This is a genomic window from Micromonospora sp. CPCC 205558 (assembly GCF_036902955.1).
Taxonomy (GTDB): domain Bacteria; phylum Actinomycetota; class Actinomycetes; order Mycobacteriales; family Micromonosporaceae; genus Micromonospora.
Window position 1 is genome coordinate 391,748 of record NZ_JBAKHR010000006.1, and the last position, 20,110, is coordinate 411,857.

At 70.3% G+C, this 20,110-nt stretch carries 15 protein-coding genes and 3 tRNA genes; 9 read left to right on the forward strand and 9 right to left on the reverse strand.

Features of this window, described 5'->3' with window-relative positions; translation table 11 throughout:
- Positions 1–142 precede the first annotated feature (142 nt).
- The gene (locus tag V6U86_RS09220; RefSeq protein WP_334500739.1) at positions 143–472 is read left to right on the forward strand and encodes a hypothetical protein; all 330 of its coding nucleotides are present in this window, start codon (positions 143–145) and stop codon (positions 470–472) included.
- 199 nt (positions 473–671) lie between these two features.
- Here V6U86_RS09220 and V6U86_RS09225 read toward each other — a convergent pair.
- From V6U86_RS09225 to V6U86_RS09260, 8 genes are all read right to left on the reverse strand, one after another.
- A tRNA-Phe gene (locus tag V6U86_RS09225) sits at positions 672–745 on the reverse strand.
- Positions 746–844: 99 nt separating this feature from the next.
- Positions 845–918: transfer RNA gene (locus V6U86_RS09230), tRNA-Asp, on the reverse strand.
- Positions 919–949: 31 nt separating this feature from the next.
- Positions 950–1,022: transfer RNA gene (locus tag V6U86_RS09235), tRNA-Glu, on the reverse strand.
- Between the two features lie 154 nt (positions 1,023–1,176).
- Positions 1,177–1,959, reverse strand: coding sequence for a polysaccharide deacetylase family protein (locus V6U86_RS09240; RefSeq protein WP_334500742.1), 783 nt, complete (start codon positions 1,957–1,959; stop codon positions 1,177–1,179).
- A 75-nt stretch (positions 1,960–2,034) separates the two neighbouring features.
- Positions 2,035–2,979 carry a MerR family transcriptional regulator gene (locus V6U86_RS09245; protein ID WP_334500851.1) on the reverse strand — a complete coding sequence of 315 codons (945 nt, stop codon included), beginning with the start codon at positions 2,977–2,979 and terminating at the stop codon, positions 2,035–2,037.
- Positions 2,969–3,589 carry an isopentenyl-diphosphate Delta-isomerase gene (gene idi, locus V6U86_RS09250; RefSeq protein ID WP_334500744.1) on the reverse strand — a complete coding sequence of 207 codons (621 nt, stop codon included), beginning with the start codon at positions 3,587–3,589 and terminating at the stop codon, positions 2,969–2,971. Before idi ends, V6U86_RS09245 begins: the two co-directional genes overlap by 11 nt.
- Entirely contained in the window at positions 3,586–5,067 is a 1,482-nt protein-coding gene (gene crtI, locus V6U86_RS09255; RefSeq protein ID WP_334500746.1) for a phytoene desaturase family protein, read from the reverse strand. The genes idi and crtI overlap by 4 nt, the downstream gene beginning before the upstream one ends.
- 28 nt (positions 5,068–5,095) lie before the next feature.
- Positions 5,096–6,238 (reverse strand): polyprenyl synthetase family protein, encoded by a 1,143-nt coding sequence (locus V6U86_RS09260; RefSeq protein WP_334500748.1) that lies wholly within the window; start codon positions 6,236–6,238, stop codon positions 5,096–5,098.
- A 68-nt stretch (positions 6,239–6,306) separates the two neighbouring features.
- Between V6U86_RS09260 and V6U86_RS09265 the strand changes: the two genes are divergently transcribed.
- Positions 6,307–7,230 carry a phytoene/squalene synthase family protein gene (locus V6U86_RS09265; RefSeq protein ID WP_334500750.1) on the forward strand — a complete coding sequence of 308 codons (924 nt, stop codon included), beginning with the start codon at positions 6,307–6,309 and terminating at the stop codon, positions 7,228–7,230.
- A gap of 13 nt (positions 7,231–7,243) precedes the next feature.
- Here the strand turns inward: V6U86_RS09265 and V6U86_RS09270 are convergent, their stop codons facing one another.
- The gene (locus V6U86_RS09270; protein WP_334500752.1) at positions 7,244–8,320 is read right to left on the reverse strand and encodes a serine hydrolase domain-containing protein; all 1,077 of its coding nucleotides are present in this window, start codon (positions 8,318–8,320) and stop codon (positions 7,244–7,246) included.
- An 80-nt stretch (positions 8,321–8,400) separates the two neighbouring features.
- Here V6U86_RS09270 and V6U86_RS09275 point away from each other — a divergent pair, with 80 nt between their 5' ends.
- The 7 genes from V6U86_RS09275 (at position 8,401) to V6U86_RS09305 (ending at position 19,953) form a co-directional block, all read left to right on the forward strand.
- Positions 8,401–9,888 (forward strand): dihydrolipoyl dehydrogenase family protein, encoded by a 1,488-nt coding sequence (locus tag V6U86_RS09275; protein ID WP_334500754.1) that lies wholly within the window; start codon positions 8,401–8,403, stop codon positions 9,886–9,888.
- 524 nt (positions 9,889–10,412) lie between these two features.
- Positions 10,413–11,417: a LacI family DNA-binding transcriptional regulator gene (locus tag V6U86_RS09280; protein ID WP_334500756.1), complete on the forward strand. Its 1,005-nt coding sequence runs from the start codon at positions 10,413–10,415 to the stop codon at positions 11,415–11,417.
- A gap of 429 nt (positions 11,418–11,846) precedes the next feature.
- Entirely contained in the window at positions 11,847–13,226 is a 1,380-nt protein-coding gene (locus V6U86_RS09285; protein ID WP_334500758.1) for an ABC transporter substrate-binding protein, read from the forward strand.
- Between the two features lie 87 nt (positions 13,227–13,313).
- Positions 13,314–14,270, forward strand: a complete 957-nt coding sequence (locus V6U86_RS09290) for a carbohydrate ABC transporter permease (protein WP_334500760.1) — start codon at positions 13,314–13,316, stop codon at positions 14,268–14,270.
- Between the two features lie 11 nt (positions 14,271–14,281).
- Positions 14,282–15,169, forward strand: coding sequence for a carbohydrate ABC transporter permease (locus V6U86_RS09295; RefSeq protein WP_334500763.1), 888 nt, complete (start codon positions 14,282–14,284; stop codon positions 15,167–15,169).
- Between the two features lie 101 nt (positions 15,170–15,270).
- On the forward strand, positions 15,271–16,917 hold the full coding sequence (locus tag V6U86_RS09300) for a glycoside hydrolase family 13 protein (protein WP_334500765.1): 1,647 nt from the start codon (positions 15,271–15,273) through the stop codon (positions 16,915–16,917).
- Between the two features lie 138 nt (positions 16,918–17,055).
- Complete coding sequence (locus V6U86_RS09305; RefSeq protein WP_334500767.1) at positions 17,056–19,953, forward strand: galactose-binding domain-containing protein; 2,898 nt, start codon at positions 17,056–17,058, stop codon at positions 19,951–19,953.
- The last annotated feature ends 157 nt before the right edge of the window (positions 19,954–20,110 follow it).

The window sequence follows — 20,110 nt, forward strand, 5'->3', positions numbered from 1 at the left end:
GCGACGGCCGCTGAGGGGCGGGGTCGAACCGCCGACCTCCCGATCTTCAGGCAGGTGCATTTCGGCAGGTCATGAGGCCACCAGAGCTGTCGTACCGCTGTCGTGCGATTTGCGCGCTTGACGATTCTCCGATGATGGGCGCATGAGCCTGTATGACGAGGACCCGGTCACGATCGCTTTGCGCGTGGGGGTTGTGGTCCTCAGCCTGGGCTCGCTTGTACTCGGGGTGCGTGTGGCCGTGTCCCGGAAGTTTCCCGCCGCCTGGGTTCGGCTTGCACGGCTGAAGGTGGGAGAGCCGTCCCAGCCCGTGCAGGTGGGAACCGCCCAGGCCGTGATCGGCGCGAGCCTGTTGATCGCACAGGCGCCGTTCTTCATCTCCATGCCCCTGCCGCTTGGACGCGCCCTGTTCGCGGTGTCACTGCTGTTGCTGCTCCTGACGGCGGCAGGAGCCTTCTCGCTGCTCCGTCGCTAGCTGCGCACAGTGATGTGCCGGGACAGGCGGGCAGGGAGGCGGCGTGCGTCGAGCGTGCAGCGAGTGGCGGTGATCACCGGCCAGAGGTGGTCAAGCGCTGTCATCTGCGCCTGATCCCGATGGCGTACCGCCGGAAACAGCAAGATCCCCACCTGCGAATCCGCTGGTGGGGACCTCTGTAGCCCGGCGAAAGGCTATGTGGCCAGGGGCGGGGTCGAACCGCCGACCTTCCGATTTTCAGTCGGACGCTCGTACCAACTGAGCTACCTGGCCGTGCCGCTCGGCTCATGTTACCTGCCAACCGGACGAACCGGCGGCAAGGCGAACTGCTCCGATACGCAGAACGCCGCGCGGGGCGCGGCGTCAGCGCTGCGGTCCTGACGGGACTTGAACCCGCGACCTCCGCCTTGACAGGGCGGCGAGCACTCCAACTGCTCCACAGGACCTAGCTTGTGTTGCTCCGGCTTGCGCCGGTCGTGCCCCCAACGGGATTCGAACCCGTGCTACCGCCTTGAAAGGGCGGCGTCCTGGGCCGCTAGACGATGAGGGCGGCCCCGCCATCATTGCACACTCGCAACTTCAAGCGGACTTGCTCCCATCCGGCCCCGCCGGAGGCTTCGAAAGCATACGTGATGCCTGGTCGGTCGACAAAATCGGTATCGCCAAGGGCTTGGGACGGGCCATAACCACAGGTCAGAGCGGTTCTAGCGGAGTCGGGTAATGCCGAAGCGCCGCTTCAGGTCGGCGATCATCTTCGGGCAGGCGGCGAGCGTCGCGGCCCGATTTCCGCCCCCGTCGTGCAGGAGCACGATGGCACCGGGACGGGTGGCGGCGTGGACCCGCTTGCCGATGGTGGCCGCCGTGGGCTTGTCCCAGTCCTGCGGGTCAACCGACCAGTGCAGCGGACGCATGCCGAGGTTCTTGGCCACCCCGAGCACCTCCGACGTCCACCGGCCGCCCGGCTGCCGGTAGAACGGCACCTTCGCGCCGGGCACGGCCTTCTGGATGGCCTTGTTGGTGCGGTCCAGGTCGGCCCGAATCTCGACGACGGGTCGTCGGGCGAGATCGAGATCGTGTCGCCAGCTGTGGTTGCAGAGCTGGTGTCCCTCCCGGACGATCCGCCGGACCAACTCCGGGTGGCGCTGCACCTCGCGTCCGACGACGCAGAAGGTCGCGGTCACCTTGGCGGCCTTCAGCTGGTCGAGCACCTTGGGTGTCCAGGCTGGGCTGGGCCCGTCGTCGAACGTCAGGGCGACCGGGCGTACGCCGGTGTTGCGACCCAGGCCGGCGGGGAGCTTGGGCGGCAGTGGCCGCAGTGGCGGCTTGGCCGGCTTGGTGGCGCTGGGGTGCGGCGTCGGGGTGGGAGGTGTTGTCGATTCCACCGGCTTCGGCGCGCTGACGGGTGCGATGGTGCGGTGCGGCTGGGCACAGCCGGACAAGAGCAGCGCCACGGCGAGGACGGACGCCAGGACGGCGCGGGCTTGCATTTGCTCGCTCCCGGAGGGTCGGGGTCGGCGGACCCGCCCGACGGTAGTTCACGCCGCCAGTCGGCGACAGTGCGATCAGTCACGCCTCGACTGGTCCAGGGCGTCACGCACGGCGGTGGAGAGCGAGACCGCCTCGGCCAGGTCGACCGGCCGCACCACCCCGGCGGGCAGCGCGTCTGCTCGCCAGCCAGGGCCGGCGGCGAGCACCAGCAACGGGCGCCGTGGTGCGGCGAGCAGCGCGCTGAGTTGGGCCGGGTCGGCAGTGGCCCGGGTTTGCGACCAGAGCACCACGGCCGCCGGTCCGGTCCGGTTGACCGCCTCGACGAGAGCGGCCACGGGCACCCGAGCGCCGAGCATGCGGTAGCTGACACCGGCTTCCGCGAGAGCTGCGGCCAACGCCTCCAGCGGCAGGGTGTGCTGCTCCTCGTCGGCGCAGGAGAGCAGGATCCGGGCCGGCCCGGTGGGGGCCTTCGCCCGGCTGGCCGCCGCGAGCGCCTCCGAGACGCAGCGGGACACCAGGTGTTCCACTTCGATCAGGCCGGCGGTGGCAGCGTGCCGTTCGCCGATGCCGGCGAGTACCGGGCGCAACAGGCCGTCCCAGGTGGCGACGACCCCGCCGACGGCCAGGGCGTGCGCGATCGTCTCGCTGATCGCCGCCGCGTCCAGCCGCATGGCGGCTCGGGCCAGCCCGCGAGCCGCCGGGCCGGCCCGGCCGACCGGGATGGTGCCGCCGCCGTCACGGCCGGTGGGGTGGATCGAGGTGGGGGCGACGGTGCCGTTGGCGATCGGATCGGGAGCCTGGCGGGCCCAGCGCGCCGCCTCGGCGGGGCTCACCCCCTCGGCGGTGAGTCGTCGCATGATCTCGAGGCGGACCAGATCACTGCGTGTGTACCGGCGGTGGTGACCGGGGATGTGTTCGCTGGGCCCGAGCCCGTAGCGCTGGTGCCAGGTGCGCAGGGTCGTCACCGCGACCCCCAGCCGGCGTGCGACCGCGCCTGCGCTCAGCGCCTCATCGACCACCCGACCGCTCCGCCGTGTCATCCGCCGTCGATCCGGGCGGGCTCATGGTTGCGCTGGTTGCGCCCGACCGGAACCCCACGGGGCGTAGCAGCCGGTTCACCACCCCGCCCAGCCAGGGCGCGTACGACCGGGGGTCGAGCGCCAACTCGGCCGCCAACGCGGTGGGATCGGCCCACCGCAACTCGGCCACCTCTTCCGGGTCCGGCAGCAGCGGAGCACCGGGTAGGAACTCGCCTCGCAGCACGTGGTCGTACTCGAACTCGACCCGACCGGTGGCCGGGTCCTCTGCGTAGTAGACGTAGGTGCCGACCTCGGTCAGCTCGACCGGGCCCGCGCCCAACTCCTCGTTCAGCCGTCGGTTGGCCGCTTCGGCGAGCGATTCCCCAGGCTGCGGGTGCCCGCAGCAGGAGTTGGCCCAGCGCAGCGGGAACCGGGTCTTGACGGCGGCCCGGCGCTGGAGCAGCACCTGGCCGTCCGGGTCCACCAGCAACACCGAGAAGGCCCGGTGCAGCCGCCCCGGCGGTTGGTGCGCGGACGCGACGGTCGTCTCGCCGTGGGCCTTGCCGGTCTCGTCGACGAGTTCGACGAGGTGTGTCTCACGGCTGTTCATCGGCCTTCCCCGGTGATCCGGCCGGCGGCGAGCTTGCCGGAGATGAGCACCATTGGTACGCCGACGCCGGGCTGGGTCCCGGAGCCGACGAATACCACGTTCGACAGGTCGCGGTGCAGGTTGGATGGGCGGAACGGGCCGGTCTGGAAGAGGGTGTGCGCGGCGGCGAACGGGGTGCCCGCGGCCATCCCCTGCTCCTCCCACTCGGCGGGGGTGACCGCCCGTAGCACCTCGACCCCGGCGCCGAAGCCGACGTAGCCGCGCTCCTCCAGGGTGCCGATCAGCTGGTCGGTGTAGCGCTGGGTCAGGTCGCCGCGCCACTCGAACGGCGCCCGGTGCAGGTTGGGCACCGGGGCGAGCACGTAGTAGGTGTGCCGGTCCGGCGGGGCCACCGTCGGGTCGGTCCGGCTCGGGTTGGTCACCAGCAGCGACGGGTCGGTCATCAGCTCGCCCCGCCGGATGACCTCATCGAAGGTGCCCTTCCACGCGCGTCCGAAATGGATGTTGTGATGGGCGATCTTCGCATAGGCCTGTCGGGAGCCGACGTGCAGAACGACGCAGGACGGCGAGTAGGTGAGCCGACGCCGCGGCTCGGCGGGGAGCAGGTCCCGGTAGGCGACCGGCAGGTCGGGGTTGAGCACCACCACGTCCGCCGGCACCAGGTCGCCGTCGGCGGTGAGCACGCCGGTGGCCCGTCCGTTCGCGGTCTCCACCCGGGTCACAGTGGTGTCGTACCGGATCTGCACGCCGTGCTTCTCGGCCGCGCCGGCCATCGCCCGCGAGACGGCGTGGATGCCGCCGCGCGGGAAGTAGACCCCGGCCACCGAGTCGAGGTACGCGATGACCGCGTAGATGGCCAGCGCGTCGTGTGGCGCGAGGCCGGCGTACATCGCCTGGAAGGAGAAGATCCGCTGGGTACGCGGGTCCCGGAAGAATTGGTTGATCTTCGTCTGGAGGCGCCGGAAGGCCCCGCCGCTGAGCAGCTTGAGCAGGTTGCCGGTGAGCAGATCGGTCGGCGCGTCCAGGTTGCGCTCGATGAAGTCGGTGCGCTCCAGCCGCCACAGCTCCCGCGCGTAGTCGACGAAGCGCAGGTAGCCGTCGGCCTCCCGGGGCCCGCAGACCCGGGAGATCTCGGCGGCCATCCGGGTGGTGTCGGTGAGCACGTCGAGGGTCGAGCCGTCCGGGTAGTACGCCCGGTAGGCGGGGTCGAGCGGGGTCAGGTCCAACCAGTCGCGCAGCTCCTCGCCGACCGCGCCGAGCGCCTCGGCGATCAGGTCGGGCATGGTGAGCACGGTCGGCCCGGTGTCGAACTCGTAGCCGTCCACGCCGAGTCGTCCGGCCCGCCCGCCGGGCACCGGCTCGCGCTCCAGCACGGTCACCTGTCGACCACTGCCGGCCAGGTGCAGCGCACAGGCTAGCCCACCCAGCCCGGCCCCGACGACGACCACCCGATCCGTCCGTCCGGTCACCGTCCGCACGTGACCACCTCCTCGCTCAAGTCGCTCATCAGGCCCGCCGGTTGGCAGCGGCGGTGGCCAGCCCGGTCAGCGCGGTGCGCGCCGTCTGGTCCACGGGTGCGGCGTCGAGCGCGGCCAGCGCGTCGTTCACCCGCTCGGCGATCATCTGCTCCACCCGGGTCACCGCGCCGGTCTCGGCGATCAGCCCGGCGAGCGTGTCGACCGGTCCGTCGGTGGCCCGCTCCAACGCCGTGAGCTGGGCCGGGGTGGCCAGCTCACGGGCCAGCATGAGCAGGGTGGTCGGCTTGCCGGTGCGGAGGTCGTCACCGGCCGGCTTGCCGGTGGCCGCCGGGTCACCGTAGACGCCGAGCAGGTCGTCGCGGAGCTGGAACGCCTCGCCGACGGCCAGGCCGTAGCGGGTGTAGGCGGAGACCAGCGGTTCGTCGGCGGGCGCCCCGGCCAGGCAGGCCCCGAAGAGCAGTGGTCGCTGGACGGTGTAGCTGGCGGTCTTGTAGCGGGCCACCCGCAGCGCCCGGTGGACCGACCAACTGGCCGGGTCGTTCTCGCCGAGCACGTCGAGATACTGCCCGGCGACCGTCTCCACCCGCATCTGGTCGTAGCAGCGGCGCACCTCGAAGAGCCGAGTCGACGGCACCGAGGCGTGGGCCAGCAACTGGTCGGCCCAGACCATGCAGAGGTCGCCGACGAGCACGGCGACGGCCTCGCCGAACCGGCCGGAGTCACCTCGGTGGCCGGCGGCGAGGTGCTGTTCGGCGAGCGCGACGTGTGCGGTGGGTCGGCCGCGGCGGGTCGTGGACGCGTCCATCACGTCGTCGTGCACCAGCGCGAAGGTGTGCAGCAGCTCCAGCGCGGCCAGCGCGGGCAGCACGGGCGGCAGCGCCGCGGTGCCGCCGACCGCCCCGCGCCAACCCCAGTAGGCGAACGTGGACCGGATCCGTTTACCGCCGGACAGGACGGCATCCCGGGCCGTGGCGGCGAAGCTGCCCATCGATGGGTCGATGTCGTTGAGGGTGTCAACTTCGGCGGTGAGGAAAGTATTGAGGGTCTCGTCGACCGCCGTTACCAGATCATGGGTGTACGCGGCCAGAACGGCGCGGATCGGATCGTCCCGGTCCGCCGGCCCTGCCGGCGCCACGCGGGTCACGTCGCCCGCAACTGCGTCGTTGGCCATGCGACTGAGCGTACCCTAGGCTTACGTGTTGCGTCGATTGGTGCGTCGATAAAAGTGGAGGAGGGCCGGTGGAAACTGATCTCACCGCTGCCTATGACCGGTGCCGTGAGCTGCACAGACGCCACGGCCGCACCTACTATCTCGCCACCCGCCTGCTCCCTGCGTGGAAACGACGACACGTGCACGCCCTCTACGGGTTCACCAGGTACGCGGACGAAATCGTCGACCGCACCGAGGATCTGCCGTCGGCCGAGCGAGCCGCCCTGCTGGACCACTGGGCCGGCCAGTTCGTGGCCGGTCTGCACGGGGCGGAGATCGATGACCCACTGTTGCCGGCCGTGCTGCACACGATCGCCGTCTTCGATCTCGACCGGGACGACTTTGCGTCGTTTCTGAAGAGCATGGCGATGGACCTCACAGTCACCGCCTACCCGACCTACGACCACCTGCTCGACTACATGGAGGGCTCGGCGGCGGTCATCGGCACCATGATGCTGCCGATCCTGGGCAGCCCCGACCCGGTGGCGGCCCGGGAGCCGGCCCGGCAGCTCGGCTTCGCCTTCCAGCTCACCAACTTCATCCGGGACGTCGCCGAGGACCTCGACCGGGGCCGCACCTACCTGCCGGACGAGGACCTGGCGAAGTTCGGAGTCACCCGCGAGGAGTTGGTCGGGGCCCGCGACCGGGGCCGCGCCACGCCCCGGATCCGCGAGCTGATCGAGTACGAGGTGACCCGCGCCCAGGCGCACTACGCCGCCGCCGCGCCGGGTATCACCATGCTCGCGCCCGCCTCGCAGGCCTGCATGCGCACCGCGTACGCGCTCTACGGCGGCATCCTCGACGAGGTGGCCGCGCAGGGTTACGACGTCTTCGTTCGGCGGGCCCTGGTGCCGCAGCGGCGACGGATGGCGGTCGCCGCGCGAGCCCTGCTCAGCCCGACCGGGACCCCGGTCGTCACCCCCGGGCCGGCCGTCCAGCCGGAGAGCCGGTGACCGCTGACCCGCTTCAGAGCACCGAGTGCAGCGCCTCGACCAGCTCGTCCACCCGGTCGTGCTCGGCGAGGTGCGCGGTGGCGTACGCGAAGGTGTAGCCGCGCTCGGGGTCGGCCCACGCGCTGCTGCCGCCGATTCCGCCCATGCCCCAGCTGCCGTCCGGCTCCCGTTGCATGCCCAACGTCCACTGGACCGGGCGGTCCAGCACCAGGTCCGGCCCGTCGTACTGCACCCGGGTCGCCTCCGCGATCAGGTCCGGGCTGACCAGCCGGACGCCGTCCAGCACACCACCGGCCAGCAGACCGGCGTAGAGCCGAGCCAGGCTGGACGCGGTGGCGTGCAGGTTGACCGCCGGCATTTCGGCACCCCGCCAGAGCGGGCTGTTCAGCACGGCGAGGCCCAGCCCGCCGGCCGGGTTGCCCAGCGCCCGCGCCCGCAGTGACCCCGGTTCGCCGAGCTTCCGGCTCGGCCACTGCGGGTCGCCATACCGCAGGTCCGCGCAGCGCAGCTGATCCGCCTCGGTCAACCCGAAGCCGAGGTCGAGCTGCCACCGGTCGGCGATCTCCTCGGCCAGGAACCGGCCCACCGACCGTCCGTCGACGCGGCGGACCAACTCGCCCACCAGGTGCCCGTACGTCCAGGCGTGTTCCCCGGCGACCGAGCCCGGCGTCCACTCGGGGTCGGCGGCGGCCAGGTCGCCGGTGAGCAGCGCCCAGTCGGTGACCGCGATGGCCGGTCGGGGCACCGGGAAGGCCGGCAGCCCGGCGGTGTGCGACAACACCTGACGCACGGTGGCGGGGGTACGGAACTCCGGCCAGTACCGGTCCACCGGTGCGTCGAGATCGACAGTTCCCCGGTCGACGAGCAGCAACAGGCTGAGCGCGGCCACCGGTTTGCCGACCGAGTAGACGTTGACCAGTGTGTCCGGCCGCCACGGCTCGCCGCCCGGTCGCTGGCCGCTGCGGGAGCCGCCGACCAGGTCCACGACCGGCTGCCCGTCGTACCAGATGGTCAGGCCGGCCCCGGTTTCCCGGCCGGATGCGAGCAGGTCGTGGAAGTGGTCCCGGACCGGAGCGAAGCGTGCGTGCATCCGGCCACGGTAAGCGTCCGGGCCGGTGGGCGTGCCGGCTTTTCCGTCGACCTCGGTGGCTGGGGTGGTGTCGCTGGGGGATGCTGTTCGGTGTGGCGGAGCCGGAGTTGGTGGATGTGGTCGTGGTCGGGCTTGGAGTCGGCGGCGAGGAGGTGGCCGAGCGGCTCGCTGAGGCCGGCCTGAACGTCGTCGGCGTCGAACGGGATCTCGTCGGCGGGGAGTGCCCGTACTGGGGCTGCATCCCGAGCAAGATGATGATCAGAGCGGCGAACGCGCTCGCCGAGGCTCGCCGGGTCGACGGGCTCGCTGGGACGGCGCAGGTCCAGCCGGACTGGGCGCCGGTGGCGAAGCGGATCCGCGAGGAAGCCACCGACACCTGGGACGACACGGTCGCGGCGGAGCGGTTCATCGGCAAGGGCGGCCGGCTCGTGCGGGGCAGCGGCCGGCTCGACGGTCCGCGCCGGGTCCGTGTCGGTGACCAGGTGTTCGAGGCCCGGCACGGGGTGGTGCTGGGCACCGGTACCCGTCCGTCGGTGCCGCCGATCGACGGCCTGGCCGACACGCCGTACTGGACCAACCACCAGGCGATCGAGGTCGAGGAGTTGCCGGAGTCGCTGCTGGTGCTCGGCGGCGGCGCGATCGGTCTGGAGTTGGCGCAGGTCTTCGCCCGCTTCGGGGTCCGGGTCACCGTGGTCGAGGCGCTCGACCGGGTGCTGGCCGTCGAGGAGCCCGAGGCCTCCGAGGTCGCCGCCGCGGCGCTGCGCGCCGACGGCGTGGAGATCCACACCGGGGTACGCGCCGAACGGGTCGAGCACGACGGGACCGGGTTCACCCTGCGCGGTGGCGGTGGCGCGGAGTTCACCGCCGAACGGCTGCTGGTGGTGACCGGGCGCAAGGCCCACCTGGCCGAGCTGGGGCTGGACACCATCGGCCTGGACGCCAGCCAGCGTTACCTGCCGGTCGACGACCGTCTGCACGTCACCGACCATGTCTGGGCGGTTGGCGACCTGACCGGCGAGGGTGCCTTCACCCACATCGCCATGTATCAGGCGGGGATCGTGATCGCCGACATCCTGGCCCGCGCCCGCCAGGCGAAGGCCGGGGCGGACGCCAGCGGCACCTCCAGTGTGGTCGGCGGAGCGATGGGCGCGTCCAGCTCACTGGCCGCCAGCGGATCGAGCGGATCGGCCGGCACCGTCCCGCGCGCCGACTACCGCGCGCTGCCCCGGGTGACCTTCACCGATCCCGAGATCGGCGCGGTCGGTCTCACCGAGCAGCAGGCCCGCGAGCGCGGCATCAACGTGCAGGTGGGTTTCACCAAGCTCGGCAGCTCGACCCGGGGTTGGATCCATCGGGTCGGCGACGACGGTTTCATCAAGCTGGTCGCGGACGCAGACCAGGGCGTGCTGATCGGCGCGACCTCGGTCGGCCCGGCCGGCGGTGAGGTGCTGTCCGCGCTGGTGGTGGCGGTGCACGCCGCGGTGCCGTTGAGTCAGCTCCGGCACATGATCTACGCGTACCCGACCTTCCACCGGGCCATCGGAGACGCCCTGCGCGACCTGTCCTGACGACCGCCCCGCGCCCCGCGCTCCGCGGCCCCGTGCCCCGCGCCCCGCGCCCCGCGCCCCGCGGCCCCGCGCCCGGCCCAAGATCCGCGCAACTTCCCGGATGTTGCTGCCTCCGACGTGCGGGAGACACCAATATCCCTGTTGTTGCGCGGATCTTGGGAGGCAGCGAGCATTCGGCGTCAGCCGGGACACGTCGCGCAAAGCACTTATGACTCCGAGGCATGTTTATGCCTCAGAGTCATACCGCTCGTGGCGGTGCACGCGACCGCCGGAGAACGACCCGAGCTGGTGTCGGGCGCCGCGCGGAGTGTGACGTTGGGCCGGGCACTGGCACTGGCACTGGCGGCGCGGGCGATGCAGGCGACGGGGCGGTTCGACCTGGCCGCGCCCACCGCGAAGGCCTACCGCGTGGCCCTGTGGACGCGCCTATTTGGTGGCCGATGGGAAGAATGCGGCAGCTGGACAGCAAGCGCAGGGCATTTTGCTGTTCATTTCTTTCATCACAGTGACGTACGATTGCGCCCGTGACCAAGCGGTTGACTGAAGTTGCCAAGAAGGCGGGCGTCAGCGAGGCCACCGTCAGCCGGGTGCTCAACGGCCGTGACGGAGTCTCGGAGGCGACCCGGACCGCGGTGCTGACCGCGCTGGACGTGCTCGGCTACGAGCGACCCACCAAGCTGCGTGGCGAACGCGCCCGGCTGGTCGGGCTGGTGCTGCCCGAGTTGCAGAACCCGATCTTCCCGGCGTTGGCCGAGGTCGTCACCGGGACGCTCGCCCAGCGCGGCTACACCCCGGCTCTCTGCGCCCGGACCATCGGTGGTGTCTCCGAAATGGACTACGTGGAGATGCTCCTCGACCACCAGGTCTCCGGGGTGATCTTCGCCGGTGGTTCGTACGCGCTCGCGGACGCACGGCACGACCACTACCGTCGGCTGACCGATCGGGGTCTTCCGGTCGTACTCGTCAACGCGGGTGTGGACGAGCTGGGTTTTCCCCGGGTCTCGACGGACGACGCGGTGGCGGTGGAGCAGGCGTACGGGCACCTGCGCTCGCTCGGGCACGAACGGATCGGCATGGTGCTCGGCCCGGAGGGTCATGTGCCGTCCCGGCGCAAGCTCGACGCGATGATCCAGGCCGCTGGCTGGGACGAGGGCGACACTGAGTGCGTCGAGCGCTCCAGCTTCTCGATGGAGGGGGCGCGGGTCGCCGCGACGAAGTTGGTCGAGCGGGGCGTGACCGGCATCATCTGCGCCAGCGACGTACTGGCGCTGGGCACCATCCGTGCGGCCCGGCGGCTGGGCCGTTCGGTGCCGGCCGACGTGTCGGTTGTGGGCTTCGACGACTCCGCGTTCATGACCTGCACCGACCCGCCGCTGACCACGGTGCGGCAGCCGATCGAGACGATGGGGCAGGCCGCCGTCGACCTGCTGGTCACCCAGATCGAGGGTGTCGGCGTCCTGCAGGACGAGCTGCTGTTCGAGCCGGAGTTGGTGGTGCGCGGCTCCACCGCGCCCGCCCCCGGCCGCTAGGCACGCCCACCCCGCCCGCCCCCGGCCGCTAGGCACGCCCACCCCGGCCGCCCCCGGCCGCTAGGCACGGCCACCCCGCCCGCCCCCGGCCGGCAGGGACCTACCCGAACGACGCTTCGGCCGTCGACCGCTTCCTGCGGTCGGCGGCCGTTTCCGGCTGCGCCCATATCGACGAACGTCGACCGGGCTGAATGGCCGGCGATAAGGGGTCAATAGCTGGCAAACCGGGCTGCTTTCAAGGCCTTGCCAACATCTGCCGTAATCACGTCGTGTCCTTTCGGAACAGGGTCGATACCTTGCCGAAATGAGTCGGCCTCGCTACAGTGACTCCACTCACACCTGGCTCCGACGCAGCTACTGGGCGTCAGGTCGTATCACCGCAGATCAGCGAAGGTCATTGGAGACACCCGTTCCCGAAGGGATGGACAGATGTCCGTACCGCAATACCGAAAGGCTGCGGCGGTCGCGCTCGTGGCCGGCCTGGGGCTCAGCCTCACGGCGTGCTCCACGAAGAGTGACGACAAGGGCGCGACCGCCGGCGGCAAGGTCACCATCACGGTCGACTGCCAGCCGGTCGGTGCCCAGAAAGAGCTGCTGAAGAACTGGAACGACGATGTCGCCGAGTTCCAGAAGCAGAACCCGGACATCGTCATCAAGAGCGTCAGCGTCGGCGAGCAGTGCAACAACCCGCCGGACTTCACCGCCCGTCTCGCCGGCGGCACCGTGACCGACGTGTTCTACGGGTACATGACCGATCTCCAGCAGGTGCTCGACTCCGGTCAGGCCATGGACATCAGCCAGTACGCCAGCAAGGACACGGTCCCGACCTGGGACAGCGTCGACCCGGCGCTCAAGGAGGTCTTCACCGACGGCGGCAAGCTCTACGCCGTCCCGGTGAAGAACTACTCGATGGGTCTGGTCTACAACAAGGTCCTGTTCCAGCAGGCCGGGCTGGACGTGAACAACCCGCCCAAGACCTGGGCCGAGGTCCGGGATGCCGCCAAGAAGATCTCCGCGCTCGGCAACGGCATCGCCGGCTACTCGGAGTACAGCGCCGGCAACACCGGCGGCTGGCACTTCACCTCGCTGCTCTACTCCCAGGGCGGTCGGGTGCTCAGCGAGGACGGCAAGAAGGCCGACTTCAACAACCCGATGGGCAAGCAGGTCCTGCAGAACCTCAAGGACATGCGGTACGGGGACAACAGCATGGGCGCCCGTCAACTGCTGCAGTGGGGCGACCTGCTGACCAACGCCGGCGCCGGCAAGGTCGGCATGTTCATCGGCGCGCCGGACGCCACCCAGGCGATCGTCAGCCAGTTCCAGGGCAAGTTCCAGGACTGGGCGATGGCTCCGCTGCCCGGCCAGGATGGTGCCGCGAAGGGCACGCTCGGTGGTGGCGAGGGTTACTTCTTCAAGAAGGATCTGACCCCCGAGCAGGTCAAGGCCGGTCTGAAGTGGATCGCGTACCAGAAGCTCACCCCGGGCAAGGGCCAGTTCGACTACGTGCGGGCCAAGCCGCAGAACTACCCGGTGGGTCTGCCCCAGCCGCTGCTCTTCGCCAACGGCAGTGACGCGCAGAAGCAGGAGCTGGAGCTGCGTAAGGCGAACGCGAACGTCGACACGACGAACTTCGCGCTCTTCGAGGCGACCCCGGTGCCGATCAAGGGTGAGCCGCGCAACGCCCAGGCCATCTACGCGGTGCTCGACGCCGCGATGTCGGGTGTGCTGACCAACCCGAACTCGAACATCGACGCACTGCTCAAGACCGCCGAGGAGAAGGTCAACCAGCTCCTCGCCGCCGAGAGCTGACCGATCGTGTGGGGGTCGGGACGCCGAACCCGACCCCCACGCCATTCGCACCACGTCTCGACGTCACCGACTCACCCAGGAGTTGCCTTGGCGATCACCACCGTCCCGGAGACCCCCAGGAAACCGGGCCGTCCGCCGTCGCCGTTCTCGGCGAGGCCGCAGCGCACCAGCCTCGGCCGCAAGGTACGGGACAACCTCACCGGTCACGCGTTTCTGATCGGGGCGGTGCTCTGCTTCGTCGTCTTCTCCTGGTACCCGATGATCCGCGGCATCGTCATGAGCTTCCAGCGCACCCGGCGCGGCGAGACCACCTGGGTGGGCTGGGACAACTACTCCCGCATCATCGCCGACCCGAGCTTCTGGACGGCCTGGCAGAACACGTTCTACTTCACCGTGCTCGCGCTCGCCCTCGGGTACGTGGTGCCGTTCTTCGTGGCGGTGCTGCTCAACGAGTTCCGCCACGGCAAGGGTTACCTGCGGATCCTGGTGTACCTGCCGGTGATGCTGCCGCCGGCCTCCGCGCTGTTCCTCTTCAAGTTCTACGCGTACGACCCCAGCGAGGCGGGGCTGTTCAACGCGATCCTGAAGGCGCTGCACCTGCCCACCTCGCAGTGGATGCAGTCACCGGAGATGACCATGCCGGCGATGGTGGTCGCGTCGACCTGGATGAACATGGGCGGCGCGGTGCTGATCTACCTGGCGTCGCTGCAGAACATCCCCGGCGAGCTCTACGAGGCAGCCGAGCTCGACGGCGCCGGGATCTGGCGGCGGATCCTCCACGTGACCATTCCACAGACCCGGCTGATTCTCGCGCTGCTGGCGATGCTGCAGATCGTCGCCACGATGCAGCTCTTCATCGAGCCGCTGATCCTCGCCAACGGCGCGGGCGCGGAGGACTCCGCGACCTCGGTGGCGTACCTCATCTATCAGCACGGGTTCTTCCAGAACGACCTCAACGGCGCCGCCGCCCTGGGCGTGATCATGCTCGTGGTGCTGGCCGGCTTCTCCGCCGTGTACGTGCGGCTGACTGCGAAACAGGACTAGGACGGCGAGGAATGGCACAGGATTCCGGGACCCGGACCCTCATCTCCCAGACCCAGATCAGCCGGGGGCGCGGCAAGGTCATCTACTGGACGCTGCTGGTCGTCGTGGTGGCGGGGTTCACGCTCGTTTTCCTCGGACCGCTCTACTGGATGGTCACCGGCGCGCTCAAGTCCGGCCAGGAGATCGCGCAGACCCCACCCTCGCTGTTCCCGAAGGACCCGCAGCCGCAGAACTACATCGACGCGTGGAACAACCTGGCCCTCGCCAAGCTGCTGTTCAACACCTTCTACTACGCCATCGGCGCGGTGCTGTTCCAACTGGTCTTCGACAGCGCGGCGGCGTACTCGTTGTCCAAGCTCCGACCGATCTTCGGCAACGCGATCCTCGCCCTGATGCTGGCGACGCTGATGATTCCGGCGATGGTCCTCATCGTGCCGCAGTACGTGACGGTGCTCGACCTGCCGATCCTGCACATCAACCTGCTGGACTCCCCGTTCGCCATCTGGCTGCCGATGGTCGCCAACGCGTTCAACATCTTCCTGTTGAAGCGGTTCTTCGACTCGATCCCCGAGGAGTTGATGGCCGCCGCCCTGATGGACGGGGCGTCGTCGCTGCGTACGCTCTGGTCGATCATCCTGCCGCTGTCGCGCCCCATCCTCGGCGTCGTCTCGATCTTCGCCGTGACAGCGGTGTGGAAGGACTTCCTCTGGCCGAAGCTGGTCATGCCCTCGCCGGAGACCCGGACGGTGAGCGTCGGCATCTACACCTTCGCCGGCGGTACGCCGATGAACGTGGTGATCGCCGCCTCGGTCATCGCGGCGATCCCGACAGTCATCATCTTCCTGATCTTCCAGCGGAACATCATGTCCGGTCTGACCACGGGCAGCATCAAGGGCTAGCCACGACCGCAACACCCCGCGCGGCGAACAACGACCGTTCGTCCGACACACATACAGGTCCGGCGAACCCGCCGACGTACTGACCCAGAAAGCAGGTGCTCGTGTCCACAGCAGACAGCAGTCCGTGGTGGCGTGGAGCGGTGATCTACCAGGTGTATCCCCGGAGCTTCGCCGACGGCAACGGCGACGGCATCGGTGACATCGCCGGCATTCGGTCCCGGCTGGATCACCTGTCCGCGCTCGGCGTCGACGCCATCTGGTTCAGTCCGTGGTACCCCTCGCCGATGGCGGACGCCGGCTACGACGTCTCCGACTACCGCGACATCGACCCGGTCTTCGGCACCCTGGCCGAGGTGGAGGCGCTGATCGCCGAGGCGCACGCCCTGGGCATCCGGACCATCGTCGACGTGGTGCCCAACCACTGCTCGGACGCGCACCCCTGGTTCCAGGCGGCGCTCGCCGGCGGGCCCGGCGCACCCGAGCGGGACCTGTTCTGGTTCCGACCCGGCCGAGGCCCCAACGGCGACGAACGGCCCACCGACTGGGTCGGCGAGTTCGGCGGCGAAACGTGGACCCGCACCACCAACCCGGACGGCACTCCCGGCGACTGGTACCTGCACCTGTTCGCGCCGCAGCAACCGGACTTCAACTGGGACCACCCCCGGGTGCGGGAGGAGTTCGAGGACATTCTGCGGTTCTGGTTCGACCGGGGCGTGGACGGCATCCGCATCGACTCGGCCGGGCTGCTGGTCAAGGACGGCACGCTGCCCGAGGTCCGGCCGGACCAGCCGCACCCGTTCCACGACCTCGACGGGGTGCACGAGATCTACCGGGGCTGGCGTCGGGTCGCCGACGAGTACGCCGACCGGGCGCTGATCGGTGAGGTGTGGCTGCCGGATCGGCAGCGGTTCGCCAACTACCTGCGCCCGGACGAGCTGCACGCCGCGTTCAACTTCGACTTCCTCGGCTGCGCGTGGGACGCCGCGGCCCTGCGGGAGAGCATCGACGGGACGTTGAGCGCGCACGCGCCGGTCAACGCGCCGGCCACCTGGGTGCTCTCGAACCACGACGTCACCCGACACGTCACCCGCTACGGTCGGGCGGACACCCGGTTCAGCTTCGCCGCCAAACGCGAGGGCATCCCCACCGACCTGGAGCTGGGCACACGCCGGGCCAGGGCCGCCGCGCTGCTGTCGCTGTCGCTGCCCGGCGCCGCCTACATCTACCAGGGCGAGGAGCTGGGCCTCTACGAGGTCGAGGACATCCCGTACGCCCTGCGTCAGGACCCGATGTGGGAACGGTCCGGTCGGATCGACCCCGGTCGGGACGGCTGCCGCGTACCGCTGCCGTGGGCCGGGGACGAACCGCCGTTCGAGTTCAGCCCCGAGGGCGCCGCAGCGCCGTGGCTGCCCCAGCCGGCCGACTGGAAGGACCGCACGGCCAGCGCGCAGACCGGCGACTCGGCCTCGATGCTGGAGTTGTACCGGGCGGCGATCCAGGCCCGGCGGGCCGAGCCGGCGCTCGGTGACGGCGAGCTGACCTGGCTGCCCGCCCCGGACGGGGTGCTCGCGTTCAGCCGCGGCGGTGGCTTCACCTGCCTGGTCAACCTCTCCGCCGTGCCGGTGCCGATGCCGGCTCAGGGGGAGCTGCTGCTGGCCAGCGGGCCGCTCGACGACGGGTTGCTGCCCGCCGACACCGCGGTCTGGCTGCGTACCGGCGAATCGGCGGACGGACCCGGATTGACCTGACTCTGCTCGCCGTGGTGCCGGCGGCCCGTCCCGGCCGCCGGCACCACGCCACCAAGAAGGGAGAACCGAGGGGGGACGCGCGACACCGCACCGACACGGGGGGACCTGGCCTGCCTGACGAAAGGGAGAGCGCAGCTCATGGCCAACCACACCACCGGCACGCGACACCACCTTCGACACCCGACCCGGGCAGGCCTGGCCGCCATCGCCGCCACCCTGCTCGCCGCCACATCGGTGACAGCCCTCGCGGTCACCGGCACCGCGACCCCGGCCTCGGCGGCGGGGTTGTCCCCCTTCGACATTCCCAACCGGGGCGCCACCGTCCCATTCGTCGAGCAGGAGGCGGAGGAGGCCGCCCACAACGGCACCAGGATCGGCCCGGACCGGCGCTACGGCACGCTGCCGTCCGAGGCGTCCGGCCGGGAGGCGGTCACCCTGGACGCCGTCGGCGAGTACGTCGAGTTCACCCTCACCGCCCCGGCCAACGCGGTGACCTTCCGCTACAGCCTGCCGGACAGTCCGGCCGGCACCGGCCGGGACGCCGCCATCGACCTGCGGGCCAACGGCGCGCTGCTGAAGTCGGTCCCGGTGACGTCGAGGTACGGCTGGTACTACGGCGGATACCCGTTCAACAACAACCCGGGTGACACCAACCCGCACCACTTCTTCGACGAGACCCGGGCGATGTTCGGCAGCACCCAGCCGGCCGGCACGAAGATCCGGTTCCAGGTGTCCTCCACCGCCCAGTCGCCCAGCTTCACCATCGACCTGGCCGACTTCGAGCTGGTCGCCCCGGCGATCACGAAGCCCTCCGGCGTGCTCGACGTGGTCACCGACTTCGGCGCGGACCCGAGCGGCGCGACCGACTCGACGGCGAAGTTCCAGGCGGCGGTCGACGCCGGCAAGGCCCAGGGGCGGGCGGTCTGGATCCCGACCGGCACCTTCACCCTCTGGGATCACGTGGTGGTCGACGGGGTGACACTGCGCGGCGCGGGCCCCTGGTATTCGGTGCTCGGCGGCCGGCACCCCACCGAGCGGAACAGGTCCGTCGGCATCTACGGCAAGTACGTCCCCGGTGGCGGCTACACCGGCCCGGTCCGCGCGTACGAGGCGAACGGGCCCAGCCGCAACGTCACTCTGCGGGACTTCGCCATCATCGGTGACATCCGCGAACGGGTCGACGACGACCAGGTCAACGCCCTGGGCGGGGCGATGACCGACTCGGTGGTCGACAACCTCTGGCTGGAGAACACCAAGGTCGGGGCATGGATGGACGGCCCGATGGACAACTTCACCATCCGCAACAGCCGCATCCTGGACCAGACCGCGGACGGGGTGAACTTCCACACCGGCGTGACCAACTCGACGGTGACGAACACGTTCGTCCGCAACACCGGCGACGACGCGTTGGCGATGTGGGCGCAGAGCGTGCCGAACGTCAACAACTCCTTCACCCACAACACCATCGGGGTCACCCTGCTGGCGAACCACCTGGTCAGCTACGGCGGTCGGGACATCAAGATCACCGACAACGTGACGGCCGACTCGCTGACCAACGGCGGCGGCATCCACGTCGCGAACCGCTACCCCGGCGTGCAGGGCGCCACCGGAGTCCAGGGCACCTGGACGATCGCCCGGAACACCCTGATCCGTAACGGCAACTCGGACTACAACTGGAACTTCGGTGTCGGGGCGATCTGGTTCTCCGCGCTCAACGAGGCGTTCCAGAACCCCACCATCAACATCACCGACACCGACATCCTGGACAGCTCGTACGCGGCGCTGCACTGGATCGAGGGCCAGACCAACGGGATCAACCTCAACAACGTACGGATCGACGGCGCAGGCACGTACGCGCTCCAGGTGCAGGCGAACAGTCAGGTGTCCTTCACAGGAGTACGGGCCACCAACATCGCGCAGAGCAACCCGATCCACAACTGCGTCGGCGCCGGTTTCCAGATCACCCAGGGCTCCGGCAACTCCGGTTGGTACACCCCGACCCCGTACTGCGGCCCGTGGCCGAACCCGCAGTGGGGCGGCGGACCCACCTCGCCGCCGCCGACCACCCCGCCACCGACCACCACCCCGCCGACCACGCCGCCCCCGACCACGCCCCCTCCGACCAGCGGGAACCTGGCGCTGGGCCGGTCGACGACCGCGACCAGCACCAACCAGAACTACTCGGCGGCCAACGTGGTGGACGGCAACGCGGCCAGCTACTGGGAGAGCGCCAACAACGCCTTCCCCCAGTCGGTCACCGTCGACCTGGGCGCGTCCCGGTCGGTCGACCGGGTGGTGCTCAAGCTGCCCGGCGGTTGGGAGCAACGTACCCAGACCCTGTCGGTGCTCGGCTCCACCGACGGCTCGTCGTACACCACCCTGGCGTCGTCCGCCGGTCGGGTCTTCGCCCCCGGCACGGGCAACACCGTGTCGATCGGGCTGCCCTCCGGTGACCGCCGCTACCTCCGGGTCACCGTCACCGGCAACACCGGCTGGCCGGCCGCGCAACTCTCCGAGGTCGAGGTTTACGGCGGCACCCAGACCACGCCGCCCCCGACCACGCCGCCCCCGACCACGCCGCCCCCGACCACGCCGCCCCCGACCACGCCGCCGCCCAGCGGCAACCTGGCGGCCGGGCGGTCGATCACCGAGACCAGCCACGCCGACGTGTACGCCGCCCCGAACGCGGTGGACGGCAACGCGAACACCTACTGGGAGAGCGCCAACAACGCGTTTCCGCAGTCGCTGACTGTGGACCTGGGAGCCGACCGGTCGATGTCCCGGGTCGTGCTGAAGCTCCCACCGTCATCGGCCTGGCAGACGCGTACGCAGACGCTGGCGGTGCTCGGCTCCACCAACGGCTCGACCTTCAGCACGCTCAAGGCGTCCGCCGGCTACAGCTTCAACCCGGCCAGCGGCAACACGGTCACCGTGACCTTCACCGCGACCACCCAGCGGTACCTGCGGCTGACAGTCACCGGTAACAGCGGCTGGCCCGCCGGCCAGCTCAGCGAGTTCGAGGTCTACTCCAGCTAGGCCGGGTGCCCCCGCCCGGACCCGGCGGGGGCACCCGGACCGGGCGCTCCGGCGCAACGCCGCGCCGGCCGTCCGACCCCGCACCATCCCCCACCTGTCGCGGAACGACGGGCGTACCCCTGCACCCGTCGCCGGGCAACGCACCCACACCCACCCC